The sequence below is a fragment of the Gordonia sp. YC-XJ4 genome (genome assembly GCF_059511865.1).
Genome location: NZ_CM183447.1, coordinates 6,136,811 through 6,155,463 on the forward strand (window position 1 = coordinate 6,136,811; position 18,653 = coordinate 6,155,463).

At 68.4% G+C, this 18,653-nt stretch carries 12 protein-coding genes and 1 pseudogene; 7 read left to right on the top strand and 6 right to left on the bottom strand.

What is annotated here, in order from left to right; all coding sequences use genetic code 11:
• Positions 1–18: 18 nt before the first annotated feature.
• Positions 19–2,895, bottom strand: coding sequence for a leucine--tRNA ligase (gene leuS / locus AC5ZH6_RS27545; RefSeq protein ID WP_271354486.1), 2,877 nt, complete (start codon positions 2,893–2,895; stop codon positions 19–21).
• 113 nt (positions 2,896–3,008) lie between these two features.
• Between leuS and AC5ZH6_RS27550 the strand changes: the two genes are divergently transcribed.
• From AC5ZH6_RS27550 to AC5ZH6_RS27560, 3 genes are all read left to right on the top strand, one after another.
• On the top strand, positions 3,009–3,545 hold the full coding sequence (locus AC5ZH6_RS27550; protein ID WP_006368584.1) for an SdpI family protein: 537 nt from the start codon (positions 3,009–3,011) through the stop codon (positions 3,543–3,545).
• A gap of 8 nt (positions 3,546–3,553) precedes the next feature.
• On the top strand, positions 3,554–4,561 hold the full coding sequence (locus AC5ZH6_RS27555; RefSeq protein ID WP_079931925.1) for a bile acid:sodium symporter family protein: 1,008 nt from the start codon (positions 3,554–3,556) through the stop codon (positions 4,559–4,561).
• Positions 4,562–4,697: 136 nt separating this feature from the next.
• Positions 4,698–6,194, top strand: a complete 1,497-nt coding sequence (locus AC5ZH6_RS27560; protein ID WP_288338318.1) for an NAD(P)-binding protein — start codon at positions 4,698–4,700, stop codon at positions 6,192–6,194.
• A gap of 36 nt (positions 6,195–6,230) precedes the next feature.
• Here the strand turns inward: AC5ZH6_RS27560 and AC5ZH6_RS27565 are convergent, their stop codons facing one another.
• The 3 genes and pseudogenes from AC5ZH6_RS27565 to AC5ZH6_RS27575 all read right to left on the bottom strand — a co-directional run bounded on the left by AC5ZH6_RS27565 (position 6,231) and on the right by AC5ZH6_RS27575 (position 9,716).
• Positions 6,231–6,854 carry a DedA family protein gene (locus AC5ZH6_RS27565; protein WP_288338319.1) on the bottom strand — a complete coding sequence of 208 codons (624 nt, stop codon included), beginning with the start codon at positions 6,852–6,854 and terminating at the stop codon, positions 6,231–6,233.
• Positions 6,855–6,890: 36 nt separating this feature from the next.
• Positions 6,891–8,941 (bottom strand): annotated as a pseudogene (locus tag AC5ZH6_RS27570) (CocE/NonD family hydrolase).
• Positions 8,942–9,038: 97 nt separating this feature from the next.
• Entirely contained in the window at positions 9,039–9,716 is a 678-nt protein-coding gene (locus AC5ZH6_RS27575; protein WP_288338320.1) for a YqgE/AlgH family protein, read from the bottom strand.
• A 36-nt stretch (positions 9,717–9,752) separates the two neighbouring features.
• On the opposite strand from AC5ZH6_RS27575, the gene AC5ZH6_RS27580 reads away from it, so the two are divergent.
• Positions 9,753–11,096, top strand: a complete 1,344-nt coding sequence (locus tag AC5ZH6_RS27580; protein ID WP_288338321.1) for an MFS transporter — start codon at positions 9,753–9,755, stop codon at positions 11,094–11,096.
• Here the strand turns inward: AC5ZH6_RS27580 and AC5ZH6_RS27585 are convergent.
• Positions 11,063–11,608, bottom strand: coding sequence for a hypothetical protein (locus AC5ZH6_RS27585; protein ID WP_288338322.1), 546 nt, complete (start codon positions 11,606–11,608; stop codon positions 11,063–11,065). The two genes, AC5ZH6_RS27580 and AC5ZH6_RS27585, sit on opposite strands and share 34 nt — an antisense overlap.
• A gap of 85 nt (positions 11,609–11,693) precedes the next feature.
• Between AC5ZH6_RS27585 and AC5ZH6_RS27590 the strand changes: the two genes are divergently transcribed.
• Positions 11,694–12,788 carry an aminotransferase class V-fold PLP-dependent enzyme gene (locus AC5ZH6_RS27590; protein WP_208793403.1) on the top strand — a complete coding sequence of 365 codons (1,095 nt, stop codon included), beginning with the start codon at positions 11,694–11,696 and terminating at the stop codon, positions 12,786–12,788.
• Positions 12,789–12,815: 27 nt separating this feature from the next.
• Here the strand turns inward: AC5ZH6_RS27590 and AC5ZH6_RS27595 are convergent, their stop codons facing one another.
• Positions 12,816–14,288 carry a CCA tRNA nucleotidyltransferase gene (locus AC5ZH6_RS27595; protein ID WP_288338323.1) on the bottom strand — a complete coding sequence of 491 codons (1,473 nt, stop codon included), beginning with the start codon at positions 14,286–14,288 and terminating at the stop codon, positions 12,816–12,818.
• A gap of 152 nt (positions 14,289–14,440) precedes the next feature.
• Here AC5ZH6_RS27595 and AC5ZH6_RS27600 point away from each other — a divergent pair, with 152 nt between their 5' ends.
• Positions 14,441–15,718, top strand: a complete 1,278-nt coding sequence (locus tag AC5ZH6_RS27600; protein ID WP_288338324.1) for an NUDIX hydrolase — start codon at positions 14,441–14,443, stop codon at positions 15,716–15,718.
• Positions 15,711–18,542: a DUF6049 family protein gene (locus tag AC5ZH6_RS27605; RefSeq protein ID WP_288338325.1), complete on the top strand. Its 2,832-nt coding sequence runs from the start codon at positions 15,711–15,713 to the stop codon at positions 18,540–18,542. The genes AC5ZH6_RS27600 and AC5ZH6_RS27605 overlap by 8 nt, the downstream gene beginning before the upstream one ends.
• The last annotated feature ends 111 nt before the right edge of the window (positions 18,543–18,653 follow it).

The following is an 18,653-nucleotide window of genomic DNA, read 5'->3' on the forward strand; positions in this document are numbered from 1 at the left end:
CACCATCACCGCGAGCCGTCATGGAACGATGTTGACCAATCGCCCCGGCACGATGATCACCTTGCGGGGCTCCCCGTCGAGCAGGGCGACGATCTTCTCGTCGGCCAGCGCCACCTCACGTAGCGTGGCCTCGTCGGCATCGGCGGCAACGGTGATGCGGCTCTTGACCTTTCCCTTCACCTGCACGGCGATCTCGACGGAGTCGGCGACGAGCCACTGCGGGTCGGGGTCCGGGAAAGGCCCCCGAACCAGCAGTTCATCGTGGCCCAGGCGGTGCCAGAGTTCCTCGGCGATGTGCGGGGCCAGCGGGGCGAGCATGGTGACCAGCGGCTCGACGGCGGCGCGCGGGGCACCACCCTCGAACTGCTTGGTGAGGTGATTGGTGAGTTTGATCAGCGCCGCGACCGCGATGTTGAAACGCAGCCCGGCGAACTCCTCTCGCACCTCCGCGATCGTCGTGTGCAGCAACCGCTTCGTCACGTCGTCGAGCTCGGCGTCGGTGACGCGCACCGTGCCGGTCTCCTCGTCGACCACCAGACGCCACACCCGCTGCAGGAATCGTTGCAGTCCCACAACATCTTTGGTGGCCCACGGGCGAGACTGGTCGAGCGGCCCCATGTACATCTCGTAGAGACGCAGGGTGTCGGCGCCGTAGTCGGCGGCGATGTCGTCGGGGGTCACCGAGTTCTTCAGCGACTTCCCCATCTTCCCGTACTCCTGGGAGACCTCGTCGCCGTTGTAGAAGAACTTCCCGTCACGCTCGGTCACCTCCTCGGCGGGCACGTAGATGCCGCGCGAGTCGGTGTAGGCGTAGGCCTGGATCATGCCCTGATTGAACAGCTTTCGGTACGGCTCACGGCTGGTCACATAACCGAGGTCGAAGAGGACCTTGTGCCAGAAGCGCGAGTACAGCAGGTGCAACACCGCATGCTCGACGCCACCGATGTAGAGGTCGAGGCCGCCGGGATCATTCGGCCCGTGCAGCGCCGGCCGCGGGCCCATCCAGTAGGCCTCGTTCTCTTTGGCGCACAACGTCTCGTCGTTGGTGGGATCGATGTAGCGCAGCTGATACCACGAGCTGCCCGCCCACTGCGGCATCACATTGGCGTCACGGGTATAGGTCTGACGACCGTCGCCGAGATCGAGCTCGACGGTCATCCACTCGGTCGCCTTGGCCAGCGGCGGGGACGGCTCCGACCCGGAATCCTCCGGGTCGAAGGAGACCGGTGCGTAGTCATCGACCTCCGGGAGTTCCACCGGCAGCATCGATTCCGGCAACGCGTGGGCCTGACCGTCGGCGTCGTAGACGATCGGGAACGGTTCGCCCCAATACCGCTGCCGGGCGAAGAGCCAGTCGCGCAGCTTGTACTGGATGGTGCCCTCACCGGCACCGCGCTCCTCGAGCCACGCGGTGATCGCGGCCTTGGCCTCGTCGACGCGCAAGCCGTCGAGGAAACCGGAATTGACCAGCGGCCCGTCGCCGACGAACGGTTCGGTGGCCACCCCCTGCTCGGATCCGATGACCTCGAGGATGGGCAGGCCGAAGACGGTGGCGAACTCATGGTCACGACCGTCGTGAGCGGGCACCGCCATGATCGCCCCGGTGCCGTAGCCCATCAGCACGTAGTCGGCGATGAACACCGGGATCTCGCGCCCGTCAACGGGATTGGTGGCGTAGGTGCCGGTGAAGACGCCGGTCTTCTCCTTGTTCTCCTGCCGCTCGAGATCGGACTTGGCGGCGATCGCGGTGCGGTAGGCCGCGATGGCGGCGGTCGGGGTGTCGGCACCGCCACCGGTCCATCGGGGATCGGTGCCGTCGGGCCAGGCGTCGGCGGTCAGCTCGTCGACGAGCGGATGCTCGGGTGAGAGCACCATGTAGGTGGCGCCGAACAGCGTGTCGGGGCGGGTGGTGAAGACCTCGATCGTCGTCCCGCCGGCGGCAAAGCGGACCTGCGCGCCCCGGGAACGCCCGATCCAGTTGCGCTGCATGGTCTTGACCTTCTCCGGCCAATCCAGGTCCTCGAGGTCGTCGAGGAGGCGGTCGGAGTAGGCGGTGATGCGCATCATCCACTGCCGCAAGTGCTTACGGAACACCGGGAAGTTGCCGCGGTCGCTGCGACCGTCGGCGGTGACCTCCTCGTTGGCGAGCACGGTACCCAGCCCGGGACACCAGTTGACCAGCGAATCACTTTGATAGACCAGACGATAGGAGTCGACGACCTCGTTGCGCTCGGCCGGCGACAGATCGGCCCACACACGCCCGTCGAACTTGTCGTGACCATCGAGAGTGCGTGCACCCGAATCGAATTCGGCGATCAGCTCGGAGACCGGCCGCGCCTTGCGCTGCTCGGCGTCGTAGAAGGCGTTGTAGATCTGCAGAAAGATCCACTGCGTCCAGCGATAGAAGTCCACGTCGGTGGTGGCCACGCGTCGTCGTTCGTCATGACCGAGCCCGAGCCTGCGGATCTGACCGAGGTAGCGCTCGATGTTCGCCTCGGTGGTGGTCCGCGGATGGGTACCGGTCTGCACCGCGTACTGCTCGGCAGGCAGACCGAAGGAATCGAAACCCATCGTGTGCAGGACGTTGCGGCCGATCATCCGCTGATACCGGGCGAACACGTCGCTGGCGATGAACCCCAGCGGATGTCCGACGTGCAGACCCGCACCCGAGGGATACGGGAACATGTCCTGGACGAAGACCTTCTCGGGCGAATCGGGAGCACCGCCGCCAAAGGCGCTGAGATCACCGGCGAGCGGTCCTACCGGGTTCGGCGCCTCGAAGGCGTGCCGGTCGGACCAGTTCCGCTGCCAGCGCTGCTCGATCTGTCCCGCGAGTTCGGCCGTGTAGCGATGGGTGCCCTGGGCCGGTGGGGTCGAGGTATCCGCTGAAGTCACCCCACCAGCGTAAATGGTGGCCCGAGGCACACTGCAGCGGCACTCGTCCCACTCGCGCGCGGAGTCCGCGGGCGAGTTTCGCCCCTGCCTGCCCCAGCTCGTATGGTGGTCGGGTGAGCGTTCTGTCCGTCGTCGTCGCCGTCTGCGTGTTCGTCCTGGCCCTCGTGTGGGTCGTGGTCGGGGTTGCCGGTCTGCGCGGCACGCTGCGACGCAACCGCTGGCTCGGCGTTCGCGCACCGGAGACGCTGGTCTCCGACGAGGCCTTCGCGCTGGCCAACAAGGTGGCCGCCCCCGGCACCCTCGGCGCCGCGGTGATCCTGATCGCCGGCGGCCTGCTGACGCTCGGTGTCGGCGGCACGTGGTCGTTCCTGTTCGCCGTCGGCGCCCTGCTCGCCGCGCTGGTGGTGGTCGGCGTGGTCAGTGGTTACGGGGTGCGCGCGGCGCGCTGGGCGGTCGACCCCGACGACGACTCGGGTTGCTCATGCTGTTCTGCCGATGCCGGCTCCCATGACCACACCGCCCCCGCGACGGATGCGGCGAAAACCGACGCGCAGGGCCCGGCCGACGAGTGTGGCGAATCGAGCTGCGCATCATGCACCTTGCGTGGTGTGTGCGCGGCCGAACCGGCAGCCGACACCGCCCAGCGCTGAGCGACCGCATGCGCTCCCTGCTGAGCCGTTCGCCGATCGACGGGTTCATCCTGGCGATCCTCACAGCGGTCGTCGCCGCGGCCTTCCTGCCGGCCCGTGGCCAATTCGCCGACGTCCTCGACTGGGTCGTCGTGGTCGCCATCGGCTTCCTGTTCTTCCTCTACGGCGCCCGACTACACCCCCGGCAGGCACTCGAGGGGCTGACGCACTGGCGCCTGCACCTGATCATCCTGGCCTTCACCTTCGTGGTGTTCCCCCTCATCGGGCTCGCGCTGCAACCGCTGCTGCGGCCGGTGATCGGCGACGACCTCACATCGGGGTTGCTGTATCTGTGCCTGGTGCCGTCGACGGTGCAGTCCTCGATCGCGTTCACCTCGATGGCCCGGGGCAATGTCGCGGGCGCGATCGTGAGTGCGTCGGCGTCGAACCTGCTCGGCGTCGTCCTCACCCCGGTGCTGGTCGTGGTGCTCATGTCGAGCACCAACGGTGTGCACATCACCGGCTCGCAGGTCCTGGAGATCCTGCTGGAGATCCTGGTGCCGTTCATCCTCGGCCAGCTGTGCCGACCATTGGTGACGCCGATCCTGAAGCGATTCGCCGAGCCGACGAAGTACGTGGATCGCGGGTCGATCGTGCTCGTCGTCTACGCCGCGTTCAGCGAGGGTGTGCGCAACGGCATCTGGTCGATCGTCGGGGTGTGGCAGGTGGTGGCGATGGCGGTGGTCGCGATCGTGCTCGTCGCGTTCATGCTGTGGCTGACCGGTTGGCTGCCACGACGGCTCGGCTTCCACCGCGAGGACGCCATCGCCATCCAGTTCTGCGGCACCAAGAAGAGCCTCGCGACCGGTCTACCGATGGCGACGGTGTTGTTCAGCGGGTCGGTGGTCGGCCTGATCGTGTTGCCGCTCATGATCTTTCACCAGATACAGCTGATCATGTGCTCGTGGTTGGCCACCCGCTACGGTCGCGAGGCCGCCGCCCTCGATGCCGCCGAATCCGGGTCGGAACCGGGCTGAGAGCGTCGGGTACGACGACGAAATCTCTCGACTCGACCCCTCGACCGGACCCTCCGAACGGGGGACAAAACCGACCATTCCCGCGCATCGCCCATCGCAGACGGAGACAATTGTGTCACCAGCGAGGGAGCGTCCCATGTCCGAACCCGCCACACCGGAATCCGCACCGGCCGACGTCATTCACGCTGATCTCTGCATCGTCGGAGCCGGTATCGGCGGCCTGAATGCTCTGTTCGCCGCGACGCAGTACCTCGCTCGCGACCAGCGGGTGGTTCTGGTCGATCGCCGGCCACGCGCGGGGGGCATGTGGATCGACACCTACGCCTATGTGCGGCTCCACCAGCCCCACCGCTTGTTCACCGCCGGTGACATCAGCTGGGAAGATTCCAGGGACCCGGCTCACCTCGCCACGCGCGACGAAGTGTTGGACCACGTCGATCACATCGTCGACGTACTGGCGCAGCGCGTGACGCTCGACGAACGGTACGGGTGGTCGTTGCAGTCCGCGGTTGAGCGCAACGGCGTCCGGGCGGCCTTTCGGAATGCCTCAGGCGAGCACCTCGTCGTGGAGGCCCCACGCCTCATCAAGGCCTACGGCTTCGACGTCCGACCGAATCCGCCGCTGACGTTGTCGAGCACACGGGTCCGGTCGGTCTCCCCGAACTCATGGGATCCCGACTCATCGGATCCCGCGAGCGCTCCCGATGCGGCTCCCGTCTGGATCGTCGGCAGCGGCAAGACCGCGACCGATACGGCGTACCGACTCATCACCTCCCATCCCGGCCGCGAGGTCAACATGGTGACCGGCCGCGGCACCTTCTTCTTGTCCCGGGAGACCATGTTCGCCGACGGAATCCGACGATGGTTCGGCGGCAAGCGTTCCAACGAGATCGGTGCGCTCGCGGCCCACCGCTTCGACGGAACCAACGAGGCCGAGGTCACCGAGTGGTTCCGCGCGAAATTCGGTTCCGAGCCCATCCCGGACGCCGCCCACCACTTCCTGGGCCTGCTGTCCGAAACGGAGCGCGCCACGATCTCCGCGGGACTTCACCGCGTCGTCCGGGACTACCTGGTGGACGTGCACGACCACAACGAGACCACCGAACTCGTTCTCCGGAGCGGGAACACCATCGAGATCGCGGCCGGAAGTCTGATCGTCAACTGCACCGGCTACCTCGCGGTCCACGACAGCCCGTACGACCCCTACGTCTCCCCCGGCGGGTCGATCCTGTCGATCAACGACCGCTCGGCGGTGCTCCATCTGACCACCTACGCCGGCTACTTCCTCACCCACCTCATGTTCCTGGACAAGCTCGGTGACGTCCCACTCTACGAGCTCGACATGGTCGGCCTACGCGAAAAAGGTTCTCCGGCTGCGGCATACGTGTTGTTGGCGCTCGCGCAATACAACCTCGGTCTCATCTTCGACGCGGTCCCTCTCCAGGTCTTCGCCCAGGCGGGCTTCAACTTGGACCGCTGGTACCCGCCGCCGCGGCAGCTGACAGGGCTGGCGCAGTTCATCTTCCGCCACCGTCGGCAGCGGGACCGGTATCGCCGGACGCTCGACACCGTGCGCGAGAGATTCGGCGTCCGGTGCGGACCACTTGATCGTGAGGCCGTCCAGCAGACGTGAGCCGGTTCGAGCGTGCGCGGTGTATCCGGTCGGCTCTCAGCCGATGTCACCGCGATGCCAGCGGTGCACCGCCCAGCTGACGCCGTAGAAGGCCGCGACCACACCCACGAGGGCGATCACGGCGTAGAGCAGGATCGTCGCACCGAGCACCGCCCCGGCGAAATAGCCGGCCAGCAGCACCGCAGACGCCCACGTCAGTGCGCCGATCGCATCGGCGATGCCGAACCGCACGAAGCTCATCCGACTGATGCCCGCCATCCGCGGCACGATCGTCCGCACGTACCCGACCCAGCGGCCGGTGCCGACGACGAGCAGGCCGGATCGTTCCAGACGCTGCTGGGCGTTGTCCCAGCGTTGTTCGCCGAATCGGCGCCCGAGCCCCGACTCCTTGAGCCGCTGCCCACCGACCCGGCCCAGCCAATACCCGGTCGCATCCCCGGCGACCGCGCACAACACGACGATGACCACCAGCCAGGCGATGTTGGTGGAGCCGACCGCGGCGGCGACCCCGGCCGCGAGCAGCACCGCCTCGCTCGGCATCACCAGACCGGCGATCAGCAGGGCTGTCTCGAGGTAGACGATGCCCGCCGCGATCAGGTAGACCGCCCAGGAGGGAACCGACTCGATGACCCCGATGAGCCAGTCGGCGAAGGCGTGCACCAGTTCACCGTAACGATGAACCGTCCAGGGGGTTTCTCACAGGGGTGCCGACAAGGGCAGGTTCACGAAGCTGGGGTTACTCGGATCCAGCTCGATGTGCTGGGGTCGGAGCCCGGAATCGTTGAGCAGCGGCCGCAGCGGGAGCCCGCGCGGCAGGTTCATCGCGAACACGTCGATCCGCAGCCGGTGACCCTTGCCGATCAGCGCCTCCGTCGGTAGGAGTCCGATGTCGATGCCCACCGACTGACCCGGCGTCACGGGGTGGCGGGTGTCGAGGGTGAGCGTGTAGAACGGATCGATCACATCCCCGTTGGGCGCGAACTGCGAACGGCTGCGGTCATATTCGCGCAGCGACGCGACCACCTGCCCGGAGCTGATGACCTTGGACGTGCCGTCCGGGGCGACGTCGTTGAGCGTCGCGGTCCAGTAACCGTCCGGGGCGTCGAGCACGGTGTTCAGATGCACGTTGCCGTAGCCGCTGACGCTGCGGGTGGTGGTCATCGGTGCGCTGGTGAAACTCAGCGCGTTGCGTTCGGAGATCCGTGCGTCGTCGGCGCAGTCGGGGAAGTCGCGGTCAGGCCGGCCATCTGCTGTGCGGAGTCGCGCGAACACAGCGTCGCAAGTCCCGGCGCCACGGTCATCCGGCCGCGGGTCGCCGGGACACCGGTGCCCAGACTGCCGTCGCCCAGCGCATACGGGGCCGTGCCCGAGCGCCGATCACCCAGGTAGAGGCGCTGACGGGTCATGCCCGCGCGGGGGAACTGGGAGGCGGTGATCCACCGGTCGCCGACCTGCTTGAGGTTCACCGGGCCGTAGCGGTCGATCCCGTTGTCGATTCCCTTGAGCCACTTGTCGAACCACGCCTTCTGCAGCACGTCGAGACGTGGTGGCGTATCCGGCCGGCCCTGCCCACCGCCGATCGTGAGGTGGTAGCCGTCGCCCATGATCAACTGCTTACGTCCGGGCGCGAGGGGGATCTTGTTGTACATCGCGACCTCGGAGTTGGTGAACAGATCGAACCATCCGCCGTAGATGAGCGTCGGGGTGGTGATCGTGTCGGCGTGATCCTGCCAGGCCGTCCGCGGACCGGAATTCGGGCTCAGCAGATCGCGCAGCTGGGGTGGGATCGACGCGATGTTCGGGACGGTCAGCGCCTGGATGAGTTGCGGGAAGAAGGTGAACGGGTCCCGCAGGCGGTCGGCCAGCCACGTCCAGTCGAAGGTGCCGTTGAGCATCGACGCGACGTTGGGGACCAGCTTGGTGGAATTGACCAGGGTCAGCCACAGCGGCAGGAATCCGACGCCGAGCGCGCCGCCCGGTGCGACGATGTCACGGATCAGGTCGCCGCCCGGTTCGACCGGGAAGATCGCCTTGAGGGCTTCGGGATGTTTGTTGGCGGCCTGGATCTGGTTGATCGCCGAGTACGAGACGCCGGACATGCCGACCTTGCCGTCGGACCATTTCTGCTTGGCGGCCCAGTCGATGACCTCGACGGAGTCCTGCTGCTCCCGTTGTTGGAAGACGTCCCAATCCCCTTGAGAGAAGCCGGTTCCGCGGACGTCGACGACCACCACCGTGTAGCCGCTGCGCACGAGATCGAAGTCGACGGAGAAGTTGCGCAATCCCTGATCACGGATCAGGTGCGCGACGTCGTTGATGCCGTCGATCGGGGTGCCCGACAGGTTGATCGCCGAAGCCACCTGGACGGCCAGCGGCGCCAGCACCGGGTTGGCCAACGCGGCCGCGGTGATCGCGGAGACGAGTTTGGTGTAGGGCGTCATGGTCACGATGACCGGCGTCTTGGCCGTCGTCGGTATCCGGGCCGCGTTGGCCGGGCGGTAGACGTTGGCGCGCAGGATGGTGCCGTCGCTCATCCGGATCGGGACGTCCCATTGGGTGTTGACGTCGGCGTAGGGATGCGGACCGTCGTGCGAGGCGAGCCACCGCTTGGCCGGGGCTCCGCCGTCGGGGCCGGTGGCCGCGTGCGCCGTTCCTGCCGCTCCCAGAGTCGGGCCGGTCAGCAACGCGACGATCGCGATGACCGCCGCAACGACGATTCCCCGTACCCGAATTTCCCGTACCCGCATCGCCGTCCCCCCGGTGAGATGTGACCGGACGAGAGCCTAGCAAGACCTGTGAGGCGTGTCACCGGTCCTGCGGGATCGCCTGACCGGGTGTCGGCGCTCAGTTCCCGGTGACGTCGACGGGGTGGGTGGCCAACAACGGCAACGGCCATGGTTGGCGGCGCAGCACGTCGGCCCAGATGTCGGTGGTCGATGGGGCGAGGATGTCGCGCGGGAGCGCCGAGGCCAACATCCAGCTGTCCTGGGCCATCTCCGCGTCGAGCTGACCGATCCCCCAGCCGGCGTATCCGGCGAAGATGCGAAGGCCCTCGAGTACCGGCCCGATCAGCTCGGGATCGGCGTCGAGGTCGATGAGGGCGACGCGGCCACTGACCGGCCGGATCTGTTCGATCCCGGAGATGTCGGCGCCGCGCCGGACAACGCCGAGACACAGGGCCGAATCCTGTTTGACCGGGCCGCCGACGAACAGAGCCCGCGGCTGCGCGGCCAGATCGGTCCACGACGGCATCACGTTGTGGACCGCGGTCTGGCTCACCCGGTTCAGGACCACTCCGAGACTGCCCGCGTCATTGTGCTCGATCACATAGATCACGGTGCGCGCAAAGGTGGGTTCGAGCAGATCGGTCGACGCGAGCAGGAGTGTGCCGGCCCGAATGCTGTTGGCCGACTCGATGTCTCGTGCCGCATCCGCGGCTCCGCCGCCACCGCCGACGCCGCGCTCGGGCCGGTCGGGGGTGAGATCGTCTGCGCTGTCACCGCCGTCCACGACATCCATCATCGCATGAGAAGTCGGCTCGGTCGGTAATGTAGGTACGTGAATTCCGCGGTGACCGAAGGTGCGTCCTCGTGGAAGATCTTTACCCGTTCGCTGAGCCACTCACCCGGTCTGGGTCGGCTACTCGCCGTGCGGCTGACCAGTCAACTCACCGACGGTGTCTTCCAGGCCGCGCTCATCGGTGGCGTGCTGTTCAATCCCGAACGCCATGCCGATCCGCTCGCCGCGGCGCTCGGTTTCGCGGTGCTGTTGGTGCCCTATTCGGTGATCGGTCCGTTTGCCGGAGCGTTGCTGGACCGGTGGGATCGGCGCAATGTCCTGCTGTGGGCCAACGTCCTGCGCGCCCTGCTGATCGTGATGGTCGCGATCGCGATCAGCACCGGCAGTTCCGACACCCTGGTGCTGATCAGCGCCCTCGCGGTCACCGGGGCCAGCCGGTTCGTGGCGTCGGGGCTGTCCGCGGCGCTGCCGCACGTCGCGCATCGCGAGGTCATCGTCGCGACGAATGCGCTGTTCACCACACTCGGTGGGGCGATGTTGTCGGTCGGTGCAGGTCTCGCGCTCGGAATGCGCGCCCTCGTCGGCAACGACAACGTCGGTAGCGCGGAGACCACGCTGATCGGTGTGGTGCTTGCGCTCGTCGCCGGCCTGGTCGCACATGGTTTTCCGGCCCGTCAGCTCGGACCCGACCGCCCCGACGACATCGGGCACTCGGCTGCACACGCGGTGGCCGTCGGCTTTCTGCACGGGGCGCGGGCGATCGCCCGATGCCGTCCGGCGTCGGCGGCGCTGTCGGCGATCGGGATACACCGGCTGGTCTTCGGTCTGAACACCCTGATGCTGTTCGTCTTCGCCCGGCACGTGCACGGCGGCGGTGACGGACTGAGCCGGATCAGCCTGGTCCTCGGATGTGTGGCGACCGGGGCCTTCGCCGCCGCGGTGACCACACCGATCCTCGTCGACCGCTACGGCAGACGCGCCACGATCATGCTCATGTTGCTGCTCGGCGCGCTGGCCCAGGTGCTGCTGCTGACGTTCACGATCCCCGGCTTCTGCGTGGCCGCCGTCGTGCTCGGATTGGTCGGACAGACCACCAAGTTGTGCGGCGACGTCGCCATGCAGGTGGACATCTCCGACTCCGTGCGCGGACAGGTCTTCTCCGTGCAGGACGCCTTGTTCAACGTCGCCTACGTCATCGCGATGGTGATCACCGCAGTGATCATCTCCCCGGACGGCCGCTCGGTGCCGCTCGTGCTGATCGGGTGCGCGCTCTACCTCATCGGGATCCTGGTGGTCCGCGGCCTGCATCCCGCCCGCCACGACTACTCACCGCTGCCCCTCCCCGACGATCACCTGCCGAAACCCGGCTCCCCCTCGGCGTAGGCGGCGTCGGCGGTGCCGTCGCCGTCGGAGTCGACGAGCACCTGGTCGGGGCGGCCGTCGGAGTCGGTGTCGACGTAGAGCCGTCGGATCGCCCCTGCGTCGAGGAGGATCTCGATGTCTGGGGTGCCGTCGCCGTCGAGGTCGTGCGCCTGGACCCGGGTGTCGGTGGGAGCGGGATCCGCAGGGGTGGGGGTGACCGGGGTGCGAGTGCCGGGGGTGTGCGGCGCGGGCGGCGCCTCCCGTGTCGGGACGGCGACACCCCAGATCCCGTTTCCCGAGTCGCGATAGTGGTGCTCCACGGTGTCGTCGTCGTCGAGGTCGAGAGCCGCGAGGTCGGCGATGCCGTCGGCGTCGGTGTCGATGAGCAGATCGTCGCGACGACCGTCGCCGTCGAAGTCGAGCGCGATCGCGTCGAGCACACCGTCGGCGTCGGTGTCGGTGTCGGCGGGGGTGTGCCAGTGCGTGGGCTCTGAGTCGCCATTGCCGAACACGTACTCCAGGACAGGATCCATGGGGTATTGGACGCACGGGCCGGCGCCACGGTTCCCTCGACGGTCGATGGTCGCGGCGACGACCCACACGGTAGGTTCAACGGCTATGTACGTCAGCGTTCTCGGCGAGCAATTCCACCGGGCGCGACTGTCGCCGGCGATCACCCATCTCGATTCGGCGTCGGCGGGTCGGTCGTCCAACGCCGTCATCGGGACCATCTCGGCGCACCTGTGGCGTGAGGCCGAGCGTGGGTCCTATGTGGCCGCCGATGACCGTGCCGAAGAATTCGCCAGGGACACAAGGGATCTCGCTTCTCTGATCGGACACACCGCGGAGGAGATCACCTTTCGCGAGAGTGCGCGGGCGGCGTTGCGGGCACTGCTCAACGGGTGGAGCCTGCCGGTCTCGACCACGGTGTGGGTGGCCAAGAACGAGTTCGGGCCCAACCTCGTCGAATTCGAACGTCGCGGCTATGCGGTGCGCCCACTGCCCGACGGCGACCTCAACGGGCACATCGACCTCGATGCGCTCGAGAACATGCTGCAGTTCGAGCAGCCCGACTTCATCCACATCTGCCACATCGGGTCGATGTCGGGGGTGGTGCAGCCGGTGGCGCGGATCGTCGAGATCGCCCATGCGGCACAGGTGCCCGTCGTCGTCGACATGGCGCAGTCGGTGGGCCATGTCCCCACCGTCACCGGCGCCGACATCGTCTACGGCACCAGCCGCAAATGGCTGACCGGGCCCCGCGGCGTCGGCTTTCTCGCGGTGCGCCGGGACTCGTTGCGGACCGTCGAGATCGAGAGTTCGGAGGCGTTCCTCGCGGGCCGGTTGGGGCTCGGTGTCGCGGTCGCCGAACTGCAGCAGATCGGCCAGCAACGAGTCTTCCGAGAACTCGCGGCGATCGGCCGCGCGACCCGCGAACGCCTCGACGGGATCGGCAGCTGGGTGGTCTGCGAACCCGTCGACGAGCCGTCGGCGCTGGTCACCCTCGCCCCACCGCCGGGCTGGCAGGACTCCGACCTCCGGGCTGCTCGCGATCGGTTGTTCGACGAGCTCGGCATCCTGGTCACCGCCGCCGAATCGTGGCGGGCACCGCTGGCCGGGGACCAGGGGGTGCTGCGGATCAGCCCTCACCTCGACGTGCGCCGGGAAGACCTCGACCGGCTCGCCGACGCCCTGCGGACGATGGGGTACTGACGCAGTTCCGGTACGAACCTCGCCCGGCTACCCGGTGCCCGACCCGCCCTGTTCGGCCCACCACTGACGGAGTGCCTCCTCGGCCTCGTCGCGGGACAGCGGCCCGCGGTCGAGGCGTAGTTCCTTGAGGTGGCGCCAGGCCTTGCCGACCAGCGGCCCCGGCGGCAGATCCAACAACTCCATGATCGCGTTGCCGTCGAGGTCGGGCCGGACACGGGCGAGATCCTCGGCGGCGCGCAGTTCGTCGATGCGGCGTTCGAGATCGTCGTAGTTCTGTTGCAGGCGCCGGGCCCGTCGCTTGTTGCGGGTGGTGCAGTCGGCGCGCACGAGTTTGTGCAGACGGTCCAGAAGCGGCCCGGCGTCGGTGATGTAGCGGCGGACCGCGGAATCGGTCCAGGCGCCATCGCCGTATCCGTGAAAGCGCAGGTGCAGGAACACCAACGACGCGACGTCTTCGACAACGGCCTTCGGATACTTCAACGCGCGCATACGTTTTCGGACCATCTTGGCCCCGACCACCTCGTGATGGTGAAAGCTCACGCCGCCGCCGGGTTCGTGACGGCGGGTGGCCGGTTTGCCGATGTCGTGCAGCAGCGCCGCCCACCGCAGGACGAGATCGGGATCGCCGTCCTCGAGATCGATGGCCTGCCGCAGGACGGTCAGCGAGTGCTGATAGACGTCCTTGTGTTGATGGTGCTCGTCGATGGTCAGACGCATCCCCGGCACCTCGGGCAGGACGCGCTCGGCCAGTCCGGTGTCGACCATCAGCTCGATGGCCTCGATGGGGTGTGCACCGGTGATCATCTTGTCGAGTTCGACTCGGACACGTTCCGGGGTGATGCGATCGATCTGTTCGGCCATGTCGGTGATCGCGGCGGAGACGCGGGGTGCGACGTCGAAGCCGAGTTGGGAGACGAAGCGCACCGCCCGCAGCATGCGCAGCGGGTCGTCGCCGAAGGACTCCTGCGGGGTCGCGGGGGTGTCGATGATCCCAGCAAGCGCGGCCGACAATCCGTCGAGGGGGTCGTGGAATTCCTCGGCGCCCCCGCGGCCGACACGCACGGCCATTGCATTGATCGTGAAGTCGCGGCGAATGAGGTCGTCATCGATGGACTCGCCGAAGGTGACCTCGGGGTTGCGGCCGACGCCGTCGTACTTCTCGGCGCGGTACGTGGTGATCTCGAGGATCAGGTCTTTGCGGCGCGCGCTGATCGTGCCGAACTCGATACCGGTGTCCCAGATGGTGTCGGCCCAGTCGGACAACAGTTCCTGGACTTTCTCGGGTCGGGCGTCGGTGGTGAAGTCGAGGTCGGTGCCCAGACGGCCGAGGACGGCGTCGCGCACCGAGCCGCCGACGAGATACAGCTCGTGGCCGGCGTCGGCGAACAGTGCGCCGAGCGGTTCGGTGATGTCGGAGAGCGCGCGCAGCGACACCGCCGCCGCGGCGAGGAGCCGGGTGCGGCGCTCGGCGGTGGTGGCGGGGTGGGGCTGCTCGGTCACGGCACGACAGCCTACCGGCGCCGGGAGCGAAGCGAGCGGGCCGGATGGGGCCCGGCGCCGGGAGCGAAGCCAGCGGGCCGGATACACCTGTCTGCGCTGCTGCCAGCACCATGTGGGCAAACGGCCGGTGACCAGCAGCTAGCATCGAAGGCGTGCCCACCGACCCGTCAACCGACCCCACAGACGTCTCCGCCGACGTCAACGCGGGTGGGCGCCAGGCCGCAGGAGTCGGGTCGGGTGAGGCGCATGGTGTCGGTGGGCAGGGTCGGCGGCGTGGTCGTCGGGGTCGCCGAAAGCGCCGGGGTACTCCGGAATCGCGGTTGGATGCGGAGTTCCATCCACGCCCGGAAACGCCTCCGACCAGTGCCGAGCATCCGACGCCCCGCCCGAAACGGCCATCTCCGGCAGATCTCGCCGATCGGGCCGGCGGCACCAGGAACCACACCAGCACCAGCGCTGACAAGAACGGCCCGAGCAAGAACGGAACAGGCAAGAACGGAACCGCCAAGCCCGGCCCGGTGAACGGGTCGGCGGCTCCCGTGAACGGAACCGGGGTCAACGGGACAGGCGCGCACGGGACAGGAGGGCACGGGACCGGCGCGCACGCGCCCAAGCCCGGGGGACCCCGTCACCCGTCGCCGGCATCCGTGGCCGCCGCCACACCGACCGGTAAGGGCACGCGGGTGAGCGCGCCGAAGCCGTCGGACATGGCCGTGATGTCGGCCCAGATCACCAAGACCGGCCTCACCCAGGACGCGGCGACGCCTGCACCGGGTCGGCGCAGGCGCGGCAATCGTCGTCCGGAGCGCGCGGAGCGTTTACGCACGGTCCGGGAGACGTCGGCGGGCGGATTGGTGATCTCCGACCTCGATCTGCCGGTCGAGGAACTGTCGGCCGCCTTGATCGGCCGCGTGGACCGACGTGGGCGCATGATGTGGTCGTTGCCGAAGGGCCACATCGAGACCGGGGAGACCGCCGAGCAGACCGCGGTCCGCGAGGTGGCCGAGGAGACCGGCATCCAGGGCCTGGTGGTCGCGCCGCTGGGCAAGATCGACTATTGGTTCGTCAGCGAGGGTCGTCGCATCCACAAGACCGTGCACCACTATCTGTTGCGCAGTGTCGGCGGCGAGCTCTCCGATGCGGACTACGAGGTCAGCGAGGTGGCGTGGGTGCCGTTGCACGAGCTACCCCGCCGACTGACGTACTCTGACGAGCGACGACTGGCCCGCATGGCCCGCGGTGTCATCGCCGACCTGGCCGCCGACCCCCAGCGGTTGGCCCAGTCCGAGGCCGAGAGCAGTCGCACAGAACCCAACGCCTATGAGAGAGCCGCAGCCGCCCGCAACCAGCGCCGAAACGAGCCGCCTCCTGCGGCGCCCTCGCGTCGGCGCCGGAGGCGTCCCCGCCGCCCCGCGGCCGGTGATGGCTGAACCCTCGTCGGGGCGCGCATGGTGGGCTCGTTTCTGCACGGTCGTCGCGGTGGCGGTACTGACGATGTTGTCGGCGACCCCGGCCGCGGTGGTGTCGGCCGCCCCGGCCGCTGCGGCACCCGCCGACGACGCCACCTCACAACCGGATCGGTTTGCCCAGATCGTCATCGATTCGATGACGCCGTCGATGGTCACCAGCAGTTCGGCTGCCACGGTGGCGATCTCCGGGCATGTGGTCAACACGAGCAGCCGCACGCTGCGTGATCTGGGTATCCGGCTCGAGCGGGGCGACGCACTGACCGATGCCGCACAGTTGCGGTCCGCGCTGGCCGGTGAGCACCCACCGATCGCGGCGGCCACCGACTTCACCGATCTGTCGTCGGACACCCTGGGTCCGGGCGCGCAGGCGAGCTTTTCGATTACGGTGCCGTTGTCGGGCCCGGGTGGTCTACAGATCTCGCAACGCGGGGTGTATCCGCTGCAGCTCAACGTCAACGGACTCCCCGATTACGGCGGCGTCGCCCAGGTCGCCGGATCGCGCACGCTGCTGCCGGTGTTGTCGTTGCCGCCGGACCGGAGTCGGGCGGCCTCCTACACCGATCCGGGCAGCGGCGACGCGTCGTCGGTGACTCCCGGTCTCGGTGCCGACGGTTCGGTGTCCGCCGACACCTCCAGCCCGTCGCGATTCACCCTGTTGTGGCCGATCGCCGCGCCCCCGCAGCTCGCTCCGGGCGCCCTCGGCGGAAACACCGAACCGGTGCGGCTGATCAGCGAGGACATGGCCCGTTCATTGTCGCCGGGCGGTCGGTTGGATTCGGTGCTCGCCCCGCTGCGGGCGATCGCCGACGCCGCGCCGCCGTCGGCGCCCGACCCCGATGCGCCGTCGGCGGCGGCCCCCGGACCGGGTGCGCAGTCCGGTCAGACCTCGGACCTCGCGCGCAGCATGTGCCTGGCCGTCGACCCCAATCTGCTCGTCACGGTGCGCGCGATGTCGCTGGGCTATGTGGTCTCCACCGATCCGTCCGACCCAACGTCGCCGACCGTGCCGGGTACCGGTCAGGACGCGGCGACCACCTGGCTCAACGAGCTCCACGACGTCGCCTCGCGACTGTGCGTGGTGGCCTTGCCCTTTGCCGGGGCGGACCTCTCTGCACTCGCCGAGATCGACAATTCGGGCCTGACGGCGGCCGCGCTGGACTCCCCCGCCGACGTCGTCGACTCCATTCTCGGCGTCAAAAGCGTTCGTGGACTGACCATTCCGGCCCTCGGCGCGATCAATCAGGCGGGCGCGACGCTGCTCGACGACACCAAGCACACGACCGTGCTGACCTCCGCGGGCAATCTGTCGACCACGCAACCGCAGAGCACCGGTGCCTACCGCGTCGGACCGCTGGCCGCGCAGTCCTACGACGAGCCGGTGACCGCCGCACTCGCGGCTCTCGGGACCGACCCCTCGACACCGGCGATCACGCCTGCCGACCAGATGGTCGACCTCGCTGCGGAGTCGCCCCTGAGCAGACGACAGGCAGGCATCGGCGCGCTGGCCTTCGCCGCGGTCGACACTCCCGATGACGAGCGCGGGGACTCGGAGCAGGACTCCGTCGCCCCGACGGCGGAGCAGCCGACGACCGGTCGCTCGCAGGTGGTTCTTCCGTCCCTGTACTGGTCGCCGACCACCGACGACGCCAATGCACTCATCTCCACCGCAGAGGTGCTGTTGGGTTCCCGGGTCGCCACCCCCACCCCGCTGACCAGCGTCGTCGACTCGGCGGACGCGGCGCGCGCCGACGCCCGGCTGGCCCCGTTGCCCGGTGTGGGACCGGTGGCGTCGGTCTCGGTGCCCCTGCCGGAGCAGACGGCGACCGCGATGCGTGAGCAGGCCGACCTCAGCTACCAGCTGCAGGGCTCGCTGGTGAGTTCGGCCGACGTGGAGACCACGCCGGAGCGATACCTCGCGCCACTGCGCGAGGACATGCTGCGCTCGCTGACCGTGCCCGCCCGAGCCGGCGCTGCGACGCGCACCCGTCTGGCCGACACCCGGGCGCAGACGTCCCGTGCGGTCACCTCGACGCTGGATCGCATGCGGGCCGCGGTGACGATCCTCGACCCGGGCGGTCGGTACACGCTCGCCTCCGAACGCAGCCCACTGCTACTGGTGGTGCGCAACGATCTGGCGTTGCCCATTCGGGTGGACATCAGGAGCAGCGCGCCCCATGACCTCGACATCGGCGACGTCGGGACGATCGAGATCCCGGCACGCGGCACCCGCCAATTGCAGTTGCCGACGCGGGCCGAGACCTCCGAGGCGATCACCGTCACCATCTCGATCGCGACGGTCACCGGCCTGCCGATGGGCTCCGACATCCGACTCTCGGTGCATTCCAACGCCTACGGCAAGGCGTTGTTCATCATCACGATCATCGCTGGTGCAGCCCTGGTGCTGCTGACGGCTCGGCGACTCTGGCACCGTTTCCGCGGCGAACCCGACCCGGCCGACGCCGACCGTCCCGAGCCCGACGAGCAGGAGCGATTGCTCGCCGCGGCAACCTATCAGCAACGACGACGTACGCTGCACATCGAAGAAGTTCATTCGGGTGAGTGGTCGGACGACGCGGGGTACTCGTGGCCACCGGATCCCGAGCGGGCCGACGATGCCGGGTCGGTGCGGACCTCGCCGGGTGGTGACGGGTCCGAAGACCCGGGTTGCCGGCACACCGACCCCGGATCCACCGACGGGCCGACGCCCGGTCCGGAACCCGACGAGCCGGAACCGGCGGAGAATCCGACGACACCGGCAGAACACAGCAGTACCCCACCGAGATGACCGACGAGGCAGGCGAATGAGCGAGCGAGGACCGGGCGAACCACCGCGTCGCGCCGCACCCCGTCGCATTCCCCCTACTCCGGCTCCGGAACGCCAGATCCCCGACCGACG